20 protein-coding genes and 1 tRNA gene are annotated in these 19,995 nt (G+C 31.0%); 13 read left to right on the forward strand and 8 right to left on the reverse strand.

What is annotated here, in order from left to right; genetic code table 11:
- The first annotated feature begins 1 nt into the window (after position 1).
- Positions 2-415: a DUF4293 domain-containing protein gene (locus tag IFB02_RS09100; protein ID WP_106687068.1), complete on the forward strand. Its 414-nt coding sequence runs from the start codon at positions 2-4 to the stop codon at positions 413-415.
- 58 nt (positions 416-473) lie between these two features.
- Here IFB02_RS09100 and IFB02_RS09105 read toward each other — a convergent pair whose 3' ends face one another.
- Positions 474-968 (reverse strand): metallophosphoesterase family protein, encoded by a 495-nt coding sequence (locus IFB02_RS09105; protein WP_106687069.1) that lies wholly within the window; start codon positions 966-968, stop codon positions 474-476.
- Between the two features lie 96 nt (positions 969-1,064).
- On the opposite strand from IFB02_RS09105, the gene truA reads away from it, so the two are divergent.
- Both truA and IFB02_RS09115 read left to right on the forward strand, forming a co-directional pair.
- Complete coding sequence (gene truA / locus IFB02_RS09110; protein ID WP_106687070.1) at positions 1,065-1,814, forward strand: tRNA pseudouridine(38-40) synthase TruA; 750 nt, start codon at positions 1,065-1,067, stop codon at positions 1,812-1,814.
- On the forward strand, positions 1,807-3,573 hold the full coding sequence (locus tag IFB02_RS09115) for an ABC transporter ATP-binding protein (protein WP_106687071.1): 1,767 nt from the start codon (positions 1,807-1,809) through the stop codon (positions 3,571-3,573). Before truA ends, IFB02_RS09115 begins: the two co-directional genes overlap by 8 nt.
- On the opposite strand, the gene cdaA is transcribed toward IFB02_RS09115, so the two are convergent.
- Genes cdaA through folP form a run of 3 tightly spaced genes read right to left on the reverse strand, consistent with a single transcriptional unit; the run spans position 3,570 to position 5,865 of the window.
- On the reverse strand, positions 3,570-4,355 hold the full coding sequence (cdaA, locus tag IFB02_RS09120; RefSeq protein ID WP_106687072.1) for a diadenylate cyclase CdaA: 786 nt from the start codon (positions 4,353-4,355) through the stop codon (positions 3,570-3,572). The two genes, IFB02_RS09115 and cdaA, sit on opposite strands and share 4 nt — an antisense overlap.
- A 36-nt stretch (positions 4,356-4,391) precedes the next feature.
- Entirely contained in the window at positions 4,392-5,048 is a 657-nt protein-coding gene (locus IFB02_RS09125) for a hypothetical protein (RefSeq protein ID WP_106687073.1), read from the reverse strand.
- Entirely contained in the window at positions 5,041-5,865 is an 825-nt protein-coding gene (gene folP / locus IFB02_RS09130; protein ID WP_106687074.1) for a dihydropteroate synthase, read from the reverse strand. Before folP ends, IFB02_RS09125 begins: the two co-directional genes overlap by 8 nt.
- 115 nt (positions 5,866-5,980) lie before the next feature.
- Here folP and IFB02_RS09135 point away from each other — a divergent pair, with 115 nt between their 5' ends.
- The 7 genes from IFB02_RS09135 (at position 5,981) to IFB02_RS09165 (ending at position 12,291) form a co-directional block, all read left to right on the forward strand.
- Positions 5,981-6,520, forward strand: coding sequence for a DUF1599 domain-containing protein (locus tag IFB02_RS09135; protein ID WP_106687075.1), 540 nt, complete (start codon positions 5,981-5,983; stop codon positions 6,518-6,520).
- Positions 6,521-6,600: 80 nt separating this feature from the next.
- Complete coding sequence (locus tag IFB02_RS09140; RefSeq protein ID WP_106687076.1) at positions 6,601-7,902, forward strand: BT_3928 family protein; 1,302 nt, start codon at positions 6,601-6,603, stop codon at positions 7,900-7,902.
- Between the two features lie 11 nt (positions 7,903-7,913).
- A complete protein-coding gene (locus tag IFB02_RS09145) occupies positions 7,914-8,990 on the forward strand; it encodes an ABC transporter permease (RefSeq protein ID WP_106687077.1) in 1,077 nt (358 codons plus the stop codon).
- Between the two features lie 143 nt (positions 8,991-9,133).
- On the forward strand, positions 9,134-9,883 hold the full coding sequence (tpiA, locus tag IFB02_RS09150) for a triose-phosphate isomerase (RefSeq protein ID WP_106687078.1): 750 nt from the start codon (positions 9,134-9,136) through the stop codon (positions 9,881-9,883).
- 144 nt (positions 9,884-10,027) lie between these two features.
- Positions 10,028-10,867 carry a 50S ribosomal protein L11 methyltransferase gene (gene prmA / locus IFB02_RS09155; RefSeq protein ID WP_191072677.1) on the forward strand — a complete coding sequence of 280 codons (840 nt, stop codon included), beginning with the start codon at positions 10,028-10,030 and terminating at the stop codon, positions 10,865-10,867.
- 225 nt (positions 10,868-11,092) lie between these two features.
- Complete coding sequence (locus IFB02_RS09160; RefSeq protein WP_106687080.1) at positions 11,093-11,929, forward strand: M57 family metalloprotease; 837 nt, start codon at positions 11,093-11,095, stop codon at positions 11,927-11,929.
- An 86-nt stretch (positions 11,930-12,015) separates the two neighbouring features.
- Positions 12,016-12,291, forward strand: coding sequence for an ATP-dependent Clp protease adaptor ClpS (locus tag IFB02_RS09165; protein WP_106687081.1), 276 nt, complete (start codon positions 12,016-12,018; stop codon positions 12,289-12,291).
- Between the two features lie 26 nt (positions 12,292-12,317).
- Here IFB02_RS09165 and IFB02_RS09170 read toward each other — a convergent pair whose 3' ends face one another.
- From IFB02_RS09170 to IFB02_RS09180, 3 genes are all read right to left on the reverse strand, one after another.
- A complete protein-coding gene (locus tag IFB02_RS09170; RefSeq protein WP_106687082.1) occupies positions 12,318-12,521 on the reverse strand; it encodes a YgaP family membrane protein in 204 nt (67 codons plus the stop codon).
- An 85-nt stretch (positions 12,522-12,606) separates the two neighbouring features.
- Positions 12,607-12,680: transfer RNA gene (locus tag IFB02_RS09175), tRNA-Arg, on the reverse strand.
- A gap of 63 nt (positions 12,681-12,743) precedes the next feature.
- Entirely contained in the window at positions 12,744-12,896 is a 153-nt protein-coding gene (locus IFB02_RS09180; RefSeq protein ID WP_106687326.1) for an SsrA-binding protein, read from the reverse strand.
- A gap of 529 nt (positions 12,897-13,425) precedes the next feature.
- Here IFB02_RS09180 and IFB02_RS09185 point away from each other — a divergent pair.
- Positions 13,426-15,375: an endonuclease gene (locus tag IFB02_RS09185; RefSeq protein ID WP_106687083.1), complete on the forward strand. Its 1,950-nt coding sequence runs from the start codon at positions 13,426-13,428 to the stop codon at positions 15,373-15,375.
- Between the two features lie 104 nt (positions 15,376-15,479).
- Positions 15,480-16,421 (forward strand): calcium/sodium antiporter, encoded by a 942-nt coding sequence (locus IFB02_RS09190; protein ID WP_106687084.1) that lies wholly within the window; start codon positions 15,480-15,482, stop codon positions 16,419-16,421.
- A gap of 66 nt (positions 16,422-16,487) precedes the next feature.
- Here IFB02_RS09190 and IFB02_RS09195 read toward each other — a convergent pair whose 3' ends face one another.
- Complete coding sequence (locus tag IFB02_RS09195) at positions 16,488-17,507, reverse strand: glutamine synthetase beta-grasp domain-containing protein (protein WP_106687085.1); 1,020 nt, start codon at positions 17,505-17,507, stop codon at positions 16,488-16,490.
- Positions 17,508-17,693: 186 nt separating this feature from the next.
- Here IFB02_RS09195 and IFB02_RS09200 point away from each other — a divergent pair, with 186 nt between their 5' ends.
- On the forward strand, positions 17,694-19,880 hold the full coding sequence (locus IFB02_RS09200; RefSeq protein WP_106687086.1) for a glutamine synthetase III family protein: 2,187 nt from the start codon (positions 17,694-17,696) through the stop codon (positions 19,878-19,880).
- The last annotated feature ends 115 nt before the right edge of the window (positions 19,881-19,995 follow it).

The following is a 19,995-nucleotide window of genomic DNA, read 5'->3' on the forward strand; positions in this document are numbered from 1 at the left end:
TATGCTTCAACGCATTCAAACATTGTATTTGTTAGTAGTTACCATTATATCTGGAGCATTAATTTTTGTGTTTAATCTTTGGACTACTACAGAAGGTACAGTTATTTTTGCAAAAGATGAATTGCCTGCAATTGGGTTATTTGTTGGTTCTGCGATTTTATCTGTAATTTCTATATTCAATTTTAAAAATAGGAAATCTCAATTTATGTTGGGACGACTTAACATGATATTAAACTTAATTTTACTAGGATTTTTCGTATATCGAATACTAAACACATCTGGAGAAGCTACTGCGGTTTCTGAGAAAGGTGTTGGGATTTTTCTTCCTGTTATTTCTATCGTATTCTTGGTTCTAGCCAATAGAGCCATAAAAAAGGATGAAGATCTTGTAAAATCAGTAGATAGATTACGATAAACCTATCATCTTAGTAGTATTAGTGCGAAAAAAACCGAAGTGAATAACTTCGGTTTTTTTATTTTCTATCATATTGTATAACTTCTAGATTATCAATCTTGCCATTATCTATTGTAAAACGGAGCATTGTACGTACTTTATGAAACCCATGAATACCTATTGCACCAGGATTTATATGTAATAATCCTAATTTTTTATCTGGCATCACTTTTAAAATGTGTGAATGACCACAAATAAATAATTTTGGTGGATTTAATTTTATTTCTTCTTTAACTCTAATATTATACCTGCCAGGATAACCGCCAATATGTGTAATCCAAACATCAACACCTTCTATGGTAAAACGGTTATGTTCTGGGAATTCTGCTCTTGCTTTATCTCCATCTATATTTCCCCAAACAGCACGCAAAGGTTTTAATTTTTGTATTTGATCTGTAACACTTAAATCTCCAATATCACCAGCATGCCATACTTCGTCAGCATTTTTAACATGCTTTAATATGGTATTGTCAATATAGCTGTGCGTATCTGATAGTAGTAGTATTTTTTTCATCTATAATTAAACTATTCTTAAAACTTGTAGTATCAAGCTTTCAACTTGTGTCTTTATATTATCTTTGCATTTCAATTTGTAAAAATAAGGGTTTAATTGAGATATTTTATAGAATTATCTTATAACGGAAAAGCTTATCACGGTTGGCAAAATCAACCTAACGCAATTTCTGTACAAGAAGTTTTAGAAAACGCTTTAACTGTTTTACTTAATAGTCCAACTTCTATTGTTGGAGCAGGACGAACAGATGCAGGCGTACATGCAAAGCAAATATTTGCTCATTTTGATGCTAAAGATGAAGTAGATTGCAATCAATTAATCTATAAACTGAATTCGTTTTTACCTAAAGATATTGCAATTCATGATGTTTTTGCAGTGCAAAAAGATGCTCATGCGCGTTTTGATGCTATAAGCAGAAGTTATTTGTATAGAATTTCACTTAAAAAAAATGCGTTTAATACAGAGCAAGCTTATTTTGTAAAACAAAAACTTGATGTTTGTAAAATGAATGAAGCTGCGCAAATCTTATTGAATTATAAAGATTTTCAATGTTTTTCTAAAGTGCATACAGATGTAAAAACGTATAATTGTGATATAAAACATGCAGCGTTTACAGTTGTGGAAGACGAGCTTCATTTTACCATAAAAGCAGATCGTTTTTTGCGTAATATGGTACGAGCAATTGTTGGAACACTAATAAATATTGGTGTTGGAAAGATAGAAGTTAATCAAATACATGATATTATTGCTTCTAAAAATCGTGGAGAAGCAGGTTTTTCTGTTCCTGCGCACGGTTTGTATTTAACAGAAGTAGAATATCCTGATTATATAAAACTTAATGAGTAAGTCTAAAGAAAATATATTTGACGTTAATTTATTTAAACGTCTTTTTAAATACACAAAACCATATCGTCCAGTATTTTATGGTTTAATAGTTTCTGTTTTAATTTTAGGAGCATTAAGTATTGCTTCACCATTATTAGTACGTCAAATCGTAGATCAGCATTTAGTAAAACAAGACTACGATGGTTTTGTTAGTTTAATTGTGGTAATGGCTGTGCTATTATTAGCATTAGTCGTGTTTCAGTTATTTTTTATCTATTATTCGTCTTGGTTAGGATTAAAAATGGTAAAAGATATACGTGTAAAATTATTTGATCACATGCTAAGCTTTAAAATGAAATACTTTAACAACTCTTCTGTTGGAGTACTAATTACTAGAGCTGTAACAGATATGGAACGTATTTCTTCTGTATTTGGTGACGGATTGTTTTCTATAATAAGAGACTTGTTAATCATGCTTGTTGTTTCTGCAACAATGCTTTATGTGAATTGGCAATTAGCATTAATTGTATTTGTCATGTTGCCAATTATTCTTTACGCAACAAAAGTGTTTCAGCGTTATATGAAACAAGCTTTTGAAGAGATTAGAAATGAAGTTTCTAACCTTAACTCCTTTGTGCAAGAACGAGTAACAGGTATGAAAATTCTACAACTATTTACTAGAGAAATTACCGAGTATAAAAATTTTAAAGAAATAAATACAAGACACAAAAATGCGTGGTTAAAAACGGTTTGGTATAACTCGATATTTTTTGCGGTATTAGAAGTATTATCTGCTTTAACGATAGGAGCAGTCGTGTATTTTGGTGGTTTAAAAGTGATTATAGGCGGAACAGTTTCGGCAGGAGATTTATTTATGTTTATATCTATGACGCCAATGTTATTTAGACCATTGCGTCAAATAGCAGATAAGTTTAGTACACTTCAAATGGGACTCGTTGCTGCCAATAGAGTCTTTAAAATATTAGATACGACATCGCAAATTGACAATTCAGGAACTATTGTGGCTGATAATTTAAAAGGTGAAATTTCATTCAAAGATGTTCATTTTAGATATGTAGAAGACGAAGAAGTTTTAAAAGGAATTTCTTTTGAAGTAACCGCAGGACAAACCGTTGCTATTGTTGGTGCAACTGGCGCAGGAAAAAGTACAGTAATTAATTTATTAAATCGTTTTTACGAAATTAATAAAGGCGAAATCAAAATAGATTCTGTAAATATTAAAGATTTTACTTTAGGATCTTTAAGACAGCAAACAGCAGTAGTATTACAAGATGTGTTTTTGTTTGCAGATACTATTTTAAGCAACATCACATTAAATAATCCAGATATTACCGAAACGCAAGTTATGCAAGCTGCAAAAGATATTGGAATACACGATTTTATAATGAGTTTACCAAACGGTTATCATTACAATGTAAAAGAACGTGGTGTAATGTTATCTTCTGGGCAACGCCAGTTAATATCGTTTTTGCGTGCTTATGTCACCAATCCAAGTATTTTAGTACTTGATGAGGCAACATCTTCTGTAGATTCTCATTCCGAACAATTAATTCAAAATGCGACCGATAAGATTACTAAAGGTCGTACTTCTATAGTAATTGCTCACCGTTTGGCAACCATACAAAAAGCAGATAATATTATTGTAATGGATAATGGTCAAATTGTAGAGCAAGGAACACATCAAGAGTTACTTAAAAAGGAAAATGGTTACTACAGAAACCTTTACGAAGTTCAGTTTTTAAAATCTGAAGTGGCTTAAACCAAATCTTTTTTCAAGATGTCTGCTAATTCTGTAGTATCAGTAAAAGGCAAAAATTCGCCATCTCTAAAACACGAAATTTGTCCAGTTTCTTCACTTACTGCAATAGCGATAGCATCAGTACGTTCGGTAACACCAACAGCAGCACGATGACGTAAACCAAAACGTTGTGGTATATTTTTTTCGTTATTTACGGGTAATATGACACGTGTTGCTTTTACTATATTATCTTGAATAATAATTGCGCCATCATGTAATGGGCTATTCTTAAAAAATATACTTTCTATGATAGGTTGTGTGACTTTAATATTCATCTCGTCACCAGTATTAGCTAAAAAATCAAGGTTGTTATTACGCTCTAAAACAATTAATGCACCAGTTTTTGATGCGCTCATTTTATTACAAGCCGAAATTATGGCATCTACATCTGTAGTTGCGCTTTCTTCCATTTTTAAAAATTTAAGCTGACTAAAAAACTTACGTTTGCTCGCAAAATTGGTAGAGCCAATCATTAATAAAAACTTTCTTATTTCTTGCTGAAATACAACAATTAAAGCAAACATACCTACGCTAATAAAACCTCCAAGAATGTTACTTAATAGTTGCATTTGTAAGGCTTGTGTAATTTTCCAGATAATATAAATAATTACAATACCAATAAAGATATTTATGGCAACTGTACCTTTAACTAATTTGTAAACGTAATAGAGTAGCAGTGCAACTAGAATAACATCGATAACATCTATTAAACTAAATTTTAAAATGTCGTTTACTATTTCCAAAGGTTTGCTGTTTTTTGTAAAATTAATGAAATTGAATTAAAAAATATACTCGTTGTTATCAATAACTACGGTTTCAAAATTTAAGTTTTGAAGTTTACTTTTTATTGTAATGTATTCTTGAAATTTTAAGTGTTTATTTAAATGAAGTGTCAAAACAATATTTTCTTCACTATTACTAAAATTACTTTCAAGTTGAATAATTAAATCATCAACATTAACTTCTGTAAGCTTTAAATCTTGATGTTGAAGTGTAATGTTATTTAAACTGTTAATTGCTAATATGCTATTGTTTTTAGGATTGATTTTTTCAATATAATTTACATTAGTAAACTCAATAAACCCTAAATTTTTAATGCTGGTATCATTACAAGTGTAATAGTTTTTTGCTGCTTCGTTTTTGTGCATTTTTGCATTTCGTTTTTTGTCTTGCAAAAATTTAATTTTTGGTATGGCTTGCTCTAAAGTCAAGCGTTTATCTACATTAAATAACCAGTTGGTAGAGATAATTAAATTTTTTCTATTAAGTTCAACACTGTCTGGTTGTGTTTCGTTATAAAAAATATATGCAGGCGAAACATCTAAAATTTCACTTATTTTAGCGTGTTGTACTTCTGGTAATTGGATAACTTTTTCGTTTCCACAGGACCATAAAAAGAGCGTGATTAATCCTGTTAATCCTATTTTTTTAAGCATGTAATTGGTTGTAAAGTGTGATACATTCTTTGGCTTCTTTAACATCATGCGCGCGTAAAATTTTAGCACCTTTTTGTAACGCAATCATGTGTAAAGCTGTTGTTCCGTTTAGTGCATTTTGAGCTGTTGTGTCTAGTGTTTTGTATATCATCGATTTACGAGATATGCCAACCAAAAGTGGTAAATCGGCGATATTTAAAAGCTCTAATTGGTTTAAAAGTTCAAAATTTTGCTGTGTAGTTTTGGCAAATCCAAAACCAGGATCTAAAATTAAATCTATTATACCTAAAGCTCTTGCTTTGCTAATACGATCAGAAAAATAAAGATTAACATCTTTAGTTAAATTGTCATATTCTGTAAGCGTTTGCATGGTTTGTGGTGTACCACGCATATGCATCATAATGTATGGTACACTTAGTTTTGCAACTGTTTCTAGCATGTTTTTATCTAAAAATCCTGCCGAAATATCATTAATCAAACTCGCGCCTGCATTAATGGTTTGTTTGGCAACTTCACTTCTAAAAGTGTCTACAGAAATAATAATTTCTGGAAAATGTTTCATTAGTAACTCGATAATAGGAATTATGCGCTGCAATTCTTCATCTTCAGTAACAAAATCTGCATTAGGTCTAGAGCTGTAAGCGCCAACGTCTATAAAGGTAGCGCCTTGATTAAGCATAGTTTCTACTTGATTTAAAATAGAATTTTCGTCTTTATAGTGTCCGCCATCATAAAAAGAATCTGGAGTTACATTTAAAATACCCATTACTTTTGGTAAGCTTAAATCAACTAGTTGTCCTTTACAATTTATTGTCATAAGTACATGTATAATAGAAGTTGGGATATCTTATAAAAACTTTAATCCCTAAACTTTGAACTTTAAAAATTTTTATGCGAAATTTACGCAAATTATCAAGATAAGAACATCATTTATGCAAGATACTTCCAAACAATACGATGCAGTAATTAAAATTTGTCGTGATCTTTTTAAAAAGAAAATGTCCGACTATGGTAGTGCATGGCGTATTTTAAGATTACCTTCTTTAACAGACCAGATTTTTATTAAAGCACAACGTATAAGAGGTTTACAACAAAATGATGTAAGAAAAGTTGACGAAGGTGAACAAAGCGAATTTATTGGCATTATCAACTACTGTATTATGGCATTAATACAATTAGAAAAAGGTGTTGTAGAGCAACCAGATATGCAATTAGAAGACGCTTTAGAATTGTATGATAAGCACGTAAATATCACAAAAACATTAATGGAAAATAAAAATCATGATTATGGCGAAGCTTGGCGTGATATGCGCGTTAGTAGCCTAACAGATTTAATTTTACAAAAGTTATTACGTGTAAAACAAATTGAAGATAACCAAGGAAAAACATTGGTAAGCGAAGGTATAGATGCCAATTATCAAGATATGGTAAACTATGCAGTGTTTTCTATGATTCATTTAAACGAAAAATAACTGTTATTCCTGCGTAGGTAGGAAAACATAAATAATATTAACTAAATATATTTCTGTCTAGTCAGAAATAACAAAGCACTATGAAAGTTGTAGTTGGATTTTTAAGAATTTTTGTCGGAATATTTTTTATTATTTCAGGATTTATAAAGCTAAATGATCCTATAGGATTTGCTTTTAAACTAGAAGAATATTTTGGACCAACCGTTTTAGATTTACCATTTTTTACACCATATGCTTTAATCATTTCTATAGTTGTTGTGGTTTTAGAAGTGCTTTTAGGTGTGTTTTTAATTATTGGTTACAAGAAGAAATTTACGTTATGGAGCTTGTTGTTAATGATTATTTTCTTCACGTTTTTAACTTTTTATTCGGCATATTTTAATAAAGTAAAAGATTGTGGTTGTTTTGGTGACGCTATGAAAATGGATCCATGGGAAAGCTTTGGTAAAGATGTTGTATTGTTAGTTATGATACTTATCATTTTTGCAGGACAAAAATACATTAAGCCTTTTTTCAATAAATTTATAACGACTATTATAGCATTAATTAGCTTTATAGCATGTTTAGGCTTTGCCTATCATGTATTAATGCATTTGCCAACAATAGATTTTAGACCATTTAAAGTAGGTAATAATATTACCGAAAAAATGATAATTCCAGAAGATGCGCCACAAGCAGTAATAGAGTATACTTGGACGTTTAACGAAAACGGTAAAGATGTAGAATACGTTACAAATGGAAGTTATCCAACATCTTCAGGAAAATACATAAAAGTAGAAACTAAGACTATAAAAGAAGGTTATGAGCCGCCAATACACGATTTTTCTATCGAAAAAGATGGCGAAGATTATACAGAAGATATCTTAAATAGACCAAATGTAATTTTAATTGTAAACTATAATTTAGCAACTGCCGAAACACAAGGTTTAGAAGCAATAAAAGTATTTACAGATAAAGCAATTGCTAACGGTTACGATGTAATAGGCTTAACAGCAACAGGTCCAGAAGAAGTAAAAACAATAACAACTAAATATGGATTAGGTTATGATTATTATTTCTGTGACGAAACTGCATTAAAAACAATTATACGTTCTAATCCAGGAATATTAAAGCTTAAAAAAGGAACAATCATTCAAAAGAAACATTGGAATGATGTAGATGAAATTGAATTACCTAAAGTAGAAAGACCTAAAAAAGAAGAAATAATAGCCTATTTTATTAATGATAGTATAGCAACAAAAAGCCAAATGGATAGTTTAGATCCAAATACTATAGATAAAATGGATGTAATTAAAGAAGGTGCTATTTTAGATTCTTTAAACCAAACTTCTAGCGTAAATTACAACGGTATAATTAAAATTACGCTTAACAATCAACAATAAATTATAGACTTCTGATAAGTTATTTACTAAATAAAACTAGTTATGCATTATTCACACTATTTGGTGTAGTAACAGTTATTTTCTTTTTATTTAGTGTCTTGCCTGGTGATCCAGCACAAATGATGTTAGGACAAAACGAGGATAGTGAACAGTTGGCAATTGTCAAAAAAAAATATGGATTTGACAAGCCAATTACAACACAATATCTATACTATTTAAATGATTTATCACCAATTTCCTTTCATTCAAAAAAAGAAGACGATTACACATTTTTAAGACCAAATAAATACACAGCAACCAAACTATTTTCTTTAGGAAATATCACAACGGTTATAAAGTTCTCATATTTAAGAGAAAGCTTTACAAAACAAGGTAAAAAAGTAAGTCAAGTTCTTTCAGAAACCTTACCAAATACCTTTGTGTTGGCATTTACTGCCATCACAATAGCTTTAATTTTAGGAGTGTTTTTGGGTATAATTTCAGCATTAAAAAAAGATACATTTTTAGATAAAAGCATACAAATATTAAGCAATTTAGGGATGAGCGTACCATCATTTTTTAGCGCCATATTATTTGCATGGTTTTTTGGGTTTGTATTACATAAGTACACTAATTTAGAGATGACAGGTAGTTTGTATGAGCTTGACGACTTTGGTGAGCAAATACACATCAAATGGAAAAACCTTATTCTTCCTGCTTTTGTGTTAGGAATACGTCCATTAGCAGTCGTCATTCAATTAATGCGAAATTCGTTACTAGAAGTTTTTAATCAAGATTACATTCGCACTGCAAAAGCAAAAGGATTATCACAATTTCAAATTATAAAAAATCACGCAATAAAAAACGCACTAAATCCAGTGGTAACAGCAATTTCTGGTTGGTTTGCTAGTATGTTAGCAGGCGCAGTTTTTGTAGAGTATATTTTTGGTTGGAACGGATTAGGAAAAGAAATAGTTAACGCATTAAATACCTTAGATTTACCAGTAATAATGGGATCTGTACTAATAATTGCTTTACTATTCATAATAATTAATATTTTTGTAGATATCATTTACGGTTGGTTAGATCCAAAAGTAAAATTAGAGTAAAAATTCCTGCGAAAGCAAGGGAGCTCATAACAGACAAATAAAATTACAATAGTGTTTAAAACTTTAAAAAATCAGTTTTTCACTAATAAAATAAAAGTTTAATTAAAAAGAAGGTAGTAATTACTGCATTCGCCAGAATAAACATGAGAAAAAATATCGTCGCAGGAAACTGGAAAATGAATAATGATTTAGCCCAAACAGAAGGCTTATTAACAGATTTGCAAAAGCAAACACAAACCAGTGAAGCAGAAGTAATGGTAGCGCCATCATTTACTAACCTTTGGCATGCATTTCAATCCTTACGCACATCTAATATAGAAGTGGTAGCGCAAAATATGCACTTTGCAGATAATGGAGCTTACACAGGAGAAGTTAGTGCATCAATGTTAAAAAGTGTAGGCATACAAACAGTTATATTAGGACATAGCGAGCGACGTGCTTACTTTAACGAAACAGATGCAATATTAGCTAAAAAAGTAGATGCAGCATTAGCAAATACAATGCGAGTAATTTTCTGTTTTGGAGAAGAGTTGGAAGACCGCAAAGCAAATAAAGAAGAAGCAGTTGTAAAATCGCAAATAAGCAATGCGTTATTTCATCTAGAAGCAGACGCATTTAAAAACATTGTTTTAGCCTACGAGCCAGTATGGGCAATAGGAACAGGCGAAACTGCAACACCAGAACAAGCACAAGACATGCACGCATTTATACGTAAAACTTTATCAGAAAAATATGGTGAAGAAGTCGCAAATAGCGTATCAATACTTTATGGCGGAAGCGTAAAACCAAACAACGCAAAAGAAATTTTCTCAAAACCAGATGTAGATGGAGGATTAATAGGAGGCGCATCATTAAAAGCCCAAGATTTTTTCGAAATCGTAAACGCATTTTAAAATACTAATTATAGTGTTACCCTTTGCCTGATTTAAGTCAGGCAAAGCGTCGCGCTTTCCATTATATCTTTTTTTCGTACCTCAAAAAAGGATGTCATTTCAATCGCTAACACGGGATTATCCGTAAAATAAATAGCAAAACCAATGTCAAATATTATCTATAAAGGTTACTATTTTAAAGTAGAACCATTACAACCAGCTGTAGAAATTTTAATAGCCGAACTAGGATACGCTGGCTTTGAAAGTTTTGTCGAAACCGAAGAAGGAGTAACAGCATACATCCAAAAAGACGAGTGGAATGAAAATATCTTAGAAGATATTCAAATATTAAAATCTGAAGAGTTTGATATATCCTACACGCATGAAGATATAGAACAAACCAATTGGAATGCAGAATGGGAAAAAAACTTTAACCCAATAGTAGTAGATAATCAATGTGCAGTACGTGCGCCATTTCATGAAAAATTTGACACAGAATTTGATATTGTTATAGAACCAAAGATGAGCTTTGGAACAGGACATCATGAAACAACACACATGATGATTCAATATATTCTGCAAAACAATTTTAAAGACCAATCGGTTTTAGATATGGGTTGTGGTACAGCGGTTTTGGCAATACTTACAGAAATGAAAGGCGCCAATAAAATAGATGCTATAGATATAGATAACTGGTGTTATTTAAACAGCTTAGAAAATGTAGAGCGTAATAACTGTAATAATATAGCGGTTTACGAAGGTGATGCGACTTTACTTACAGATCAGCAATACGACACAATAATTGCAAACATAAACAGGAACATTTTATTGCAAGACATAAATGTATATGCAAAGCGATTAAACGCTAATGGTAGCTTGTTTTTAAGTGGTTTTTATCAAGAAGATATTCCGCTAATAGAAAAAGAATGTAATAGTAACAACCTTGTATTAAAAACAACATTAAATAAAAACAATTGGGTTGCACTTCATTTTGTAAAAAAATAAGCATAAAAGACAATGTTCGATAAAATGCATAAAATTTTAACACAAAAACCCTTAATTCTCTTTATTTTACGGTGTAAACCGCAAATTTCATCAATCTAATTACCTTACCTTTATCATGATAATTATCTCACATAAGATTAATAGCATTATCCCTTAAACTAACATTAATTTTTGTGTGACACATTTTACGTAAAGCAACCATTTATTAATTTAAAATTCAAAACAATGAAAAAAATTAAATTTATGGCTTTAGGTAGCCTATGTCTAATTTTAGGATTACAATCATGTCAAACTACAGAAGATTCTGCAATCGTTGAAGAAGAAGCTTTAACAAAAGAATTATCTACAGAGCTTTTAGAGAAGCTAGCGCAAGCACAAATTAATACAGACGATGTAAAATATGTAGACTTTTTATTGCCAGATGGTAGTACTACAGAAATGATTGAGGTAGAAGGAGATATTTATATGACCGAAAGTCAGATATTAAATATGAAAACTACCGCAAGCGAAAACAGTCGTAATTATCGTACCAATAATCTTGTGTCGCAAGGTAAAACTATTACAATAATTGGTTATACTGGTGGCGGCGGTTATGGGCTTTCTTCTAAAGAAAGAACTGCGTTACAATGGGCAGTAAATAATTACAATGCTTTAAGCGGTGTTTCAATATCGTTTCAACTAACGTTCGGAACTAATTATTCTAATAAAGACATGGTCGTGTATCATAATCCAAGTCAATCTGGTGCAGGTGGATCTGCAGGATTTCCAGAAAATGGTAATCCATACAAATGGGTACAGATATATGGTTTAGATAACTATGATACAAATGTTGTAGAGCACGTAATTACTCATGAAATTGGACATTCTGTTGGATTTAGACATACAGATTGGTTTAATAGAGCAAGTTGTGGACAAAACGTAAACGAAGGAGCTGGATCTATAGGTGCTATAGATTTAGGCGGTAATAGTCCAGAAACTTCTGTAATGTTAGCGTGTTTTAGCAGTAACGAAGATGGAGAATTTGGAGTCGATGATATTAATGGCTTGCAAATAATGTATTAATTAATCCCTAAGTAAAAAGACCTTTGTTAGCTCAAAGGTCTTTTTTTTGTATTTAAATATTTCTTATTTTTATAAAAAATATAGTTATGAGTACTATTGAAAAAATTAAAGAAGAATACTTAGTAGATACTTTAGAGAAAAAAAATAATGAAATTGTTTTATACAATGATGATGTAAACACCTTTGATCATGTTATAGATACACTAATTTATGCTTGTGATCACACGCCAGAACAAGCAGAGCAATGTTCTATATTGGTTCACTATAAAGGTAAGTGTACTGTAAAAACAGGTGATTATGATGATCTAAAACCAAGATGCAGTAAGTTGCTTGAAGCAGGCTTAAGTGCAGAAATAATTTAATATAAAGCGCCAGATATGGCGCTTTTTTATTTCTTCCGACAAGTGTTAATTCCTATTAACGAATAGATTGGACAAAAATTAATAAAACTTGTGATTAAAAATATAATTGCTATAACCATTAAAATATAAGCAATGGTGCCTTCAATAACATTTAAAAAATATAATATAGCGATAATAATTGCGGTTAAAACTCTTAAACTTTTGTCTAATGCGCCCATGTTTTTATTCATAACAATCTTGTTATTAATTGGTTAGGCTTAAATTTAACTAATGTAAATAAAAAAAGCAAGCTAAAATTAGCTTGCTTTAAAGTAGTGACCTCGACAGGATTCAAACCTGTAACCTTCTGAGCCGTAATCAGATGCGCTATTCAGTTGCGCCACGAGGCCTTTTTTTTGTGGGTGCAAATATATTTCTTTTTTATTTAAACTTCAAAATTAATAGGGATAAATTTAATCTAACGCATTTTTTGTAACATAAAGTTTCCATCCAAAGATTAGTAATTGCAGTTTAGTTGCTTTACTTAAATCTAATCTTTTCTTAGTATAACTAGGTAGTACAAGTTTGTTAAGTTTAGATAATGCTTTAAAAATTGTTTTTTTCATAATAACACCTTTTTGCAAAGCTATGTGTTTTGTTTGTAAAGCCAAATTAGTTTAAAAAAAGGTAAAACTTATTCTAGACTAAGTTTTACGTTTTGTTTTTAGACTATAATCGATGTTATAATATCGATTATAAATTTGGCAATTGTTAGCATAGTTGTTTGGTTTAAGGGTTAATATTACAGTCACATTTTGTGATTGTTTTTTGAAGATATATTTTTTAAATGTTTACTTCCAAGAAAAAAGTTGAAAATCTATAAAATTCACTTTAACTTATAAACTAAATAAACGTTATCGGTTTTAATATTTTTAAACATCTCTTAATTAAAATTATAATCTGTAAGTTTAAATTGAATTTATTATTTAAATATGTAATAATTCAAGGCGTTTTTTTGTAGTGTTTTTTTAAAATAAGGGACTTTTTGTCTGTAAAAAGCAGTTTCTGTTCATTTTGGTTTATTTAAATAAATCCTAACAACTTAAATATTAACTTATTTATAGTAGTATATTTGCAAAAATAATTCTCCTAAAAATGAAACATTTATTAAAAATCTCATGTTTACTATTCATATGTTTTGGGTATTCTCAAACAGTAGTAATAAATGAGCTAGATTGTGATACACCAGGTATAGACTACCAAGAATTTATAGAGTTAAAATCCGAAACTCCAAATTTTCCATTAGACGGTTATGTGTTAGTGTTTTTTAACGGATCTACTTCAGGAGGCGATAGTAGTTATTATGCGTTAGACTTAGATGGAGCTGTTACAGATGTAAATGGTTTATTGTTAATTGGTAGTGATACGGTTAACCCATATCCGCAAGTGTTTATTGGTGAAAATTTAATTCAAAACGGAGCAGATGCAATAGCTATTTATTTAGGGAATGACTATGATTTCCCAATTGGGACATTGGCAACACAAACCAATTTAGTAGATGCTTTAGTGTATGATACTAGCGATGCAGATGATACAGGCTTGATGGCTTTATTAGGTGTTACAGAGCAGATAAATGAAGGACCAGGAAATAACACAAACTCAATACAGCGTAATAACGATGGATCATATACGTCAACTACGCCAACTCCAAGACAGTTAAATGATGGTAGTGGAATTGTATTAAATGCTTTAGAAATTTCTACAAATCAAATTATGATAGACGAAGGATTATCTTTTGATATCACTTTTACAGCGCAACAAAATGTGGATTCTGATTATTCATTTTCATTTACATTAAATAACCAGTCTTTTGATACATTCGATTTTACAGGAAATACATCATTAACCATTTTAAGTGGTCAAAATCAAGTAACAACAACTATTACTTTAGTAGACGATGCATTAGATGAAGGTGATGAAGAACCATTAATTAGATTTGATAATTTGCCAACACCATTAATTCCTTATAATAATAACATTAAATTAAGGGTTGTAGATAACGATTTTACAGTTGCACCATTTGGTTCTCCAGTAAATCCAACTTATGGATTAGTGTCAAGTACGCAACCGGCAGGTTATTATGATAGTATAGATGGATTGTCAGGAGCAGCTTTAGAGCAAGCTCTGCAAGATATTGTAGCAGATCCTAATGTAGTTAGAGCACAAACCTATGCGGATATAATAGATATTTTGCAAGAAGCCGATCAAAACCCTGAAAATTCTAATCAGGTTTGGTTAGTTTATACAGAGCAAGGTAGAGCAAAATTAGATTTTCAAAATAACGCTAGTAATGTTGCAAAATGGAATAGAGAACATACTTTTCCAAGATCTTTGGCAGGATATAATAGTATTGAAGCAGATGATACACGCGACGGAAAAGATATTTTTTGGGCAACAAAAGCAGATTCTTTAAGACATGGTAATAGCGATGCGCATGCATTAAGAGCAGCAGATGGACCTGAAAATAGTTTAAGAGGAAATCAACATTACGGACAATACAATGGTCCTAGCGGCACGTTAGGTAGCTTTAAAGGTGATGTTGCTAGAAGTGTTTTATTTCTTCAAATAAGGTATAACGGATTAAGTGTAGTTAATGGTTATCCTAGTGTTTCTGGACAAATGGGTGATTTAGCTACTTTGCTAGATTGGCATAGAAATGATCCGCCTGACGATTTTGAAATGAATCGAAATAATGTGGTTTATGAATGGCAATTTAACCGTAACCCATTTATAGATCAACCAGATTTAGTAGAATATATTTGGGGAACAAATGTTGGTGATACCTGGAATCAAAACTTAAATACAGATACTTTTGAAACATCTTCTATTAAGTTATTTCCAAATCCAATAACAGACAAGCTTTATGTTTCAGGTAAAGAACAAAATTACAATATCTCTGTGTTTTCTTCTGAAGGACGATTAGTACTAAAACAACAAGTTGCTAATAACAACTACATAGATTTAAAAGTTGCAAGTGGCTTATATTTAGTTAAAATTGAAACTGAAAACAATAAAAGTCTAATAAGGAAAATAATAAAAAAATAGGATAATTTAAACCCGAATTATTTAATTCGGGTTTATTTTTTTTAGTCTAAAAGAATAATTGTAATACAATATATCAAACTGTATCTTCGCATAAAATTATTAATATGAGTATTGTTTTTTTAATCTTAGGATTTGTGCTTTTAGTAGTAGGAGGAGAATATTTAGTGCGATCTTCTGTAGCGTTATCCTTCAAACTTAATATTTCAAAAATAATAATAGGTATGACGGTTGTGTCCTTTGCAACGTCTGCGCCAGAATTGTTGGTTAGCTTACAGGCTGCATTAAACGGTTCTCCAGCTATTGCAATAAATAATGTAGTTGGATCTAATATCGCTAATATTGGTTTGGTTTTAGGTGTTACAGCTATAGTAGGAGCAATTGGTATAGATAAATCGTTTTATAAATTAACTTGGCCTGTCATGATTTTATTTTCTGTAGTGCTTTATTATTTCTTATGGAATGATAGCCAGTTAATTCCTATTGAAGGCGCCATTTTATTTATTGCATTAATAATTTTTGTGGTTTATTTAATTAAGAGCCAAAATTCAACTGAAGAATTAGAAGATGTAGACGATGCGTTGTCTGCTGTATCTTCATTTAAAATACTAGTTTGGTTGTTAATTGGTGCTTTGGCATTATTTTTTGGAAGTGAATGGTTGGTTAAAGGTGCAACGCAAATAGCAACACAACTTGGAGTTAGTGAAGCTGTAATTGGTGTAACTATGATTGCAATTGGGACAAGTGTACCAGAATTAGCAGCTTCTGTTATTGCAGCTGCAAAACAAGAAAAAGCTATTTCTTTAGGTAATTTAATTGGGTCAAATATATTTAATATAGGTTCAGTTTTAGGCTTAACTTCAATTGTAAAAACTATTCCAATAGAAGAACCTTTAATTTTAAGTCGAGATATTTTTTGGATGCTGCTTTTTGCAGCAGTGATACTTCCTTTAGGTTTGATACCTAAAAAAAATACAATAGATAAGTTTAAAGGTTTTGCTTTGGTAGTGGTTTACGCTGTATTTATTTTTATTGTTTTTAAAGGTTAAGCAGAAATAAAAAAAAACGCTTTCAAAATGATGAAAGCGTTTTTTAGGATTTAACAATAATAATGTTTAACTAATATTTGCAGATTTAACCGTTTTTACAATTCTTCCTGCTATTTTGTATGGATCTCCGTTAGATGCTGGTCTACGATCTTCTAACCAACCTTTCCAGCCTTTTTCTACTGTAATAATTGGAATTCTAATTGATGCACCTCTATCTGAAACTCCGTAACTAAAGTCGTTAATAGATGCAGTTTCGTGATCACCAGTTAATCTTTGATCATTAAATTCTCCGTAAACAGCAATATGTTCTGCAACTACAGGTCTAAAAGCTTCACATATTTTCATGTAAGTGTCTTTATCGCCACAAGTTCTTAATACTGTGTTAGAGAAGTTAGCATGCATTCCAGAACCATTCCAATCCATTTCTTTTCCTAATGGTTTTGGATGGTATTCTATATAATATCCGTATTTTTCTGTTAATCTATCTAATAAATATCTAGCAACCCAAATTTCGTCTCCAGCTTTTTTAGCACCTTTAGCAAATAATTGAAATTCCCATTGACCAGATGCAACCTCTTGGTTAATACCTTCAAAGTTTAATCCAGCTTCGATACATAAATCAGCGTGTTCTTCAACTAAAGCTCTACCATGTGTATTTCTTCCACCTACAGAGCAATAATATAAACCTTGAGGAGCAGGATAACCACCAACAGGAAATCCTAAAGGTAATTGAGTTTTCTTATCCATGATAAAGTACTCTTGCTCAAAACCAAACCAGAAATCGTTATCATCATCGTCAATAGTTGCTCTACCGTTAGAAACATGAGGTGTACCATCTGGATTTAAAACTTCAGTCATTACTAAATATCCATTTTTTCTAGCTGGATCAGGATAAATAGCAACAGGTTTTAAAAGACAGTCTGAAGAGTCTCCTGTAGCTTGTTTTGTTGAGCTACCATCAAAAGACCAAATTGGACAATCTTCTAATTTACCGCTAAAATTGTCTTCAACTTTAGTTTTACTTCTCATGTTTTGAGTTGGATGGTAACCATCTAACCAAATGTACTCTAATTTAGATTTACTCATGGTATAAAATTTTTATTAGTTATAGTTGCATGCAAATATAATAGTTTTTTAATTCGACCTATATAAAAATATGGGTGTAAGTTTTAATTTTATCAAAAACTTGTTAATAACCCTATTTTTTTTAGGGTGTAATAATTTTAAAGTATAAAAAATTGTAATTTCGCAATTGTAAATTAATAAAACGATATGTCAACATTAAGATTTCATGCAGTAAAACAATCGTTACAGCATAAACCAATATTTATAGAAGAAAATAAAAGAAGATCAGAATTATTTGGTCAAAATGTGTTTAATGAAGCAACAATGAGGCAATACCTTACAAAAGAGGCTTTTGTAAGTGTTATGGATGCTGTTAAGTTAGGAAAAAAAATAGATCGTGTAGTTGCAGATCATATTTCAACTGGAATGAAAGAATGGGCAATTTCTAAAGGCGCTACACATTACACGCATTGGTTTCAACCCTTAACTGGAGCAACTGCAGAAAAACATGATGCTTTTTTTGAAACTATAGAAGGAGGAATGTCTATTGAAAAATTTGGAGGTAATCAATTAGTGCAGCAAGAACCTGATGCATCTAGCTTTCCTAATGGCGGAATTAGAAATACGTTTGAAGCAAGAGGTTATACAGCTTGGGATCCAACATCGCCAGCTTTTATTTATGGTACAACACTTTGTATACCAACTGTTTTTGTTGCTTATACGGGAGAAGCATTAGATTATAAAACACCTTTACTTAGAGCATTACAAGCTGTAGATAGTGCTGCTGTCGCAGTTTGTAAATATTTTGACAAAAATGTAAAAAAAGTAAATGCGTCTTTGGGTTGGGAACAAGAATATTTTTTAATTGACAGAAGTTTAGCCATGTCAAGACCAGATATTGTTTTAACAGGAAGAACACTTTTAGGTCATGCGCCAGCTAAAGGACAACAATTAGACGATCATTATTTCGGGACTATTCCAAATCGTGCGATGTCTTTTATGCGTGATTTAGAAACCGAATGTATGTTACTAGGTATACCTGTAAAAACTAGACATAATGAAGTCGCGCCAAACCAATTTGAATTAGCGCCAATTTTTGAAGAAGTAAATCTTGCGGTAGATCATAACTCGTTACTAATGGATGTTATGGATAAAATTGCAGCAAGACATAATTTTAAAGTTTTATTTCACGAAAAACCATTTGCAGGCGTTAACGGATCTGGTAAACATAATAATTGGAGTTTAAGTACAGATACAGGAGTTAATCTATTAAGTCCAGGAAAAACACCAATGAGCAACCTTCAATTTTTAACCTTTTTTATTAATACCATTAAAGCGGTTTGTGATAATGAAGAGTTGTTAAGAGCGTCTATCGCATCTGCAAGTAATGATCATAGATTAGGAGCAAATGAAGCGCCACCAGCAATAATTTCGGTATTTATAGGAGAGCAATTAACTAAAACTTTAAACGAGTTAGAAAACGTAACCGATGGTAAATTGTCTCCAGAAGAAAAAACAGATTTAAAACTAAACGTGGTTGGTAAAATACCAGACGTTCTTTTAGATAATACAGATAGAAACAGAACATCGCCATTTGCCTTCACAGGTAATAAATTTGAATTTAGAGCTGTAGGGTCTACCGCTAACTGTGCAAATCCAATGACCGTGTTAAATACCATAGTTGCAAAACAATTAATAGAATTTAAAGCAGAAGTTGATAAGTTAGTAGATAAGAAAAAAATGAAAAAAGACGATGCTATCTTTAATATTTTAAGAGAGTATATTAAGCAATCTAAAACTATTCTTTTTGAAGGAAACGGTTATGGAGAAGCATGGGAAAAAGAAGCAAATAAACGCGGTTTAAGTAATAATAAAACAACGCCTTTAGCATTAAAAGCAAAAATCTCTAAAAAATCTTTAGCGCTTTTTGAAGAATTAGGCGTAATGAATAAAATTGAAGCTGAAGCACGTTACGAAATAGAAATGGAAGAGTACGCAATGCGTGTACAAATAGAAGGACGTGTTCTAGGTGATATTGCTAGAAACCATGTTGTGCCAACAGCAGTAAAATATCAAAATACCTTAATAAAGAATGTTCAAGGGTTAAAGGATATTTATGGAAAAGAATTTAAAAAAGTAGCAAAAGAACAATTGCTTATTATAGAAGAAATATCCAGTCATATAGAAGCTATTAATTCTAGTGTTACAAAAATGACAGCATCAAGAAAAGAAGCAAATGCAGTTGAAGATATTTATAAAAAATCGGTGTTGTATTGTGATAAAGTTAAACCCTTCTTTGATCAAATAAGATATCATTGTGATAAGTTAGAATTATTAGTCGATGACCAGTTATGGCCATTAACAAAATATAGAGAATTATTATTCACTAAATAAAATTATAGCTCCTTTAATAAAGGAGCTTTTTTTATAAATTATCAATTAGGGTTGTGTTTTATTAAGAATAGCATAAAAAAATCATACGTAGACCTACGTATTTTTAATTTATTAT

The sequence above is a fragment of the Mesoflavibacter profundi genome (genome assembly GCF_014764305.1).
GTDB classification, from domain to species: domain Bacteria; phylum Bacteroidota; class Bacteroidia; order Flavobacteriales; family Flavobacteriaceae; genus Mesoflavibacter; species Mesoflavibacter profundi.

What these genes read in the sequence shown, in the direction of transcription:
- IFB02_RS09100 (WP_106687068.1), top strand. Translation starts at nt 2, where the DNA reads ATGCTTCAACGCATTCAAACATTGTATTTGTTAGTAGTTACCATTATA.
- IFB02_RS09180 (WP_106687326.1), bottom strand. Translation starts at nt 12,896, where the DNA reads ATGAAAAAAACAATTTTTAAAGCATTATCTAAACTTAACAAACTTGTA.
- IFB02_RS09185 (WP_106687083.1), top strand. Translation starts at nt 13,426, where the DNA reads ATGAAACATTTATTAAAAATCTCATGTTTACTATTCATATGTTTTGGG.
- IFB02_RS09160 (WP_106687080.1), top strand. Translation starts at nt 11,093, where the DNA reads ATGAAAAAAATTAAATTTATGGCTTTAGGTAGCCTATGTCTAATTTTA.
- IFB02_RS09105 (WP_106687069.1), bottom strand. Translation starts at nt 968, where the DNA reads ATGAAAAAAATACTACTACTATCAGATACGCACAGCTATATTGACAAT.
- tpiA (WP_106687078.1), top strand. Translation starts at nt 9,134, where the DNA reads ATGAGAAAAAATATCGTCGCAGGAAACTGGAAAATGAATAATGATTTA.
- IFB02_RS09170 (WP_106687082.1), bottom strand. Translation starts at nt 12,521, where the DNA reads ATGAATAAAAACATGGGCGCATTAGACAAAAGTTTAAGAGTTTTAACC.
- IFB02_RS09140 (WP_106687076.1), top strand. Translation starts at nt 6,601, where the DNA reads ATGAAAGTTGTAGTTGGATTTTTAAGAATTTTTGTCGGAATATTTTTT.
- IFB02_RS09200 (WP_106687086.1), top strand. Translation starts at nt 17,694, where the DNA reads ATGTCAACATTAAGATTTCATGCAGTAAAACAATCGTTACAGCATAAA.
- IFB02_RS09190 (WP_106687084.1), top strand. Translation starts at nt 15,480, where the DNA reads ATGAGTATTGTTTTTTTAATCTTAGGATTTGTGCTTTTAGTAGTAGGA.
- prmA (WP_191072677.1), top strand. Translation starts at nt 10,028, where the DNA reads ATGTCAAATATTATCTATAAAGGTTACTATTTTAAAGTAGAACCATTA.
- IFB02_RS09195 (WP_106687085.1), bottom strand. Translation starts at nt 17,507, where the DNA reads ATGAGTAAATCTAAATTAGAGTACATTTGGTTAGATGGTTACCATCCA.
- folP (WP_106687074.1), bottom strand. Translation starts at nt 5,865, where the DNA reads ATGACAATAAATTGTAAAGGACAACTAGTTGATTTAAGCTTACCAAAA.
- IFB02_RS09165 (WP_106687081.1), top strand. Translation starts at nt 12,016, where the DNA reads ATGAGTACTATTGAAAAAATTAAAGAAGAATACTTAGTAGATACTTTA.
- IFB02_RS09125 (WP_106687073.1), bottom strand. Translation starts at nt 5,048, where the DNA reads ATGCTTAAAAAAATAGGATTAACAGGATTAATCACGCTCTTTTTATGG.
- IFB02_RS09115 (WP_106687071.1), top strand. Translation starts at nt 1,807, where the DNA reads ATGAGTAAGTCTAAAGAAAATATATTTGACGTTAATTTATTTAAACGT.
- IFB02_RS09135 (WP_106687075.1), top strand. Translation starts at nt 5,981, where the DNA reads ATGCAAGATACTTCCAAACAATACGATGCAGTAATTAAAATTTGTCGT.